The 1241-nt window shown below is 48.3% G+C and carries 3 protein-coding genes; 2 read left to right on the forward strand and 1 reads right to left on the reverse strand.

Translation table 11 applies throughout. From position 1 onward, the window contains the following. Nucleotides 1-250: hypothetical protein (locus E1189_RS23270; protein ID WP_408014677.1), on the forward strand; the 250-nt coding region annotated here is incomplete at its 5' end. Nucleotides 251-274: 24 nt separating this feature from the next. On the opposite strand, the gene E1189_RS02500 is transcribed toward E1189_RS23270, so the two are convergent. Next, nucleotides 275-802: a hypothetical protein gene (locus tag E1189_RS02500; RefSeq protein ID WP_155158486.1), complete on the reverse strand. Its 528-nt coding sequence runs from the start codon at nucleotides 800-802 to the stop codon at nucleotides 275-277. Between the two features lie 202 nt (nucleotides 803-1004). Between E1189_RS02500 and E1189_RS02505 the strand changes: the two genes are divergently transcribed. Next, the coding region (locus E1189_RS02505) for a hypothetical protein (protein ID WP_230460059.1) at nucleotides 1005-1241 on the forward strand (237 nt) is incomplete at its 3' end.

Genomic DNA, 1241 nt, shown 5'->3' on the forward strand with positions numbered 1-1241 from the left:
TATTGTGCTGGGGGATGGTGAGCACAGTTGGTTGACCAGGGCTGAGGTGGAAGCGCTGTATGCCTTGAGTGAACAGCCTGCTCATCTTATGCCTCTGATATTGCCTGGTGGTCGCAGTTTTACTGTGATTTTTGATCGGACCGAAAGCTCGCCTATTGATGCTCAGCCTGTACTGCGCGCAGTAATGCCCTCAAGTGGCCATTATTACGCAGTAGTCATTCACTTGCTGACGATAGACGTTGGCTTATGAGCACTATGCTGACAGTCATCACTGTTAAACAGGTGTGTAGATACCAGGAAGGACTTTTAACTGCTCTCGTAACTCTGCGGTAGGCGGCTGACTGAACGTTGTATTCATAGCAACAGCAACACAATCGTCTGGCTTTGCATCAAGCAGACTAATGTTTTGGCTAAGCAGAATATCTTTGGTCATTTGAAAACCGGAAAGGTAAACACGGGTGCTGGAACCCTCCCTGCGCCTCTGTATAAAGGCCATAGCATCCTGCGAGTCAGGTTTTAGGCCAAGTGCTGTGAGCTGACGGTTCACCAGTGGCTTTCGTTGCTTCGTCGTTCGCAATTGATAGCCCTGTTGTAGAGAAAACTCACTAAATGTTTTTAGGAGTGGCAAGGAGAACCCTTTTCCTCGCTCTTGAAACGCAACCTCCATACCGTGAAAAACCAAATCATTACCATCGCGATAGAAAATTACTCTACCTGTATCTTTTTTGTGAGCAACCTTCCGGTACTTCAGAGAGTACTGCAACCGCTGATCTTCATGCTGTAAATGAAGGCGAACTGACACATTTAACTTTTCATTAGCGGTTTGAAGGGAGCCAATTTGGTATAGCTGGCCTGGGTGCATACCTTCAAAGCCAGAAAATTTGGCCGCATTCCTGTTAGGAATCGATAACATCCAAGCGTCTCTCATTCGTTAAGAAAGATTCTATTAGGGTGTTTTCTCACGAAAAAGATCAACTTAATGGCTAACAGAAGAGACAGAATGGATGGCAATCAATCAGGAAGATATCAAACTGTTTGAGTCCCAACGTCTGACAGACGAAGGGGACGGCGGGGGCCGGGCGACCGGTAACGAGGTGGTCGGCGGACAGGTGAACAACCTGTTTCGGGATATTTCCCGGATCGACCGGACGGTTGGCGATGTGTCCATGCGTAAGGTGTTTGCAGGCGTGAGCACCGATAACGCAGACCCATATCTGGGTGCCCATGCCATCCTGACAGCC

Origin of the sequence: Parendozoicomonas verongulae, assembly GCF_009711465.1 — a bacterium.
GTDB classification, from domain to species: Bacteria; Pseudomonadota; Gammaproteobacteria; order Pseudomonadales; family Endozoicomonadaceae; genus Sansalvadorimonas; species Sansalvadorimonas verongulae.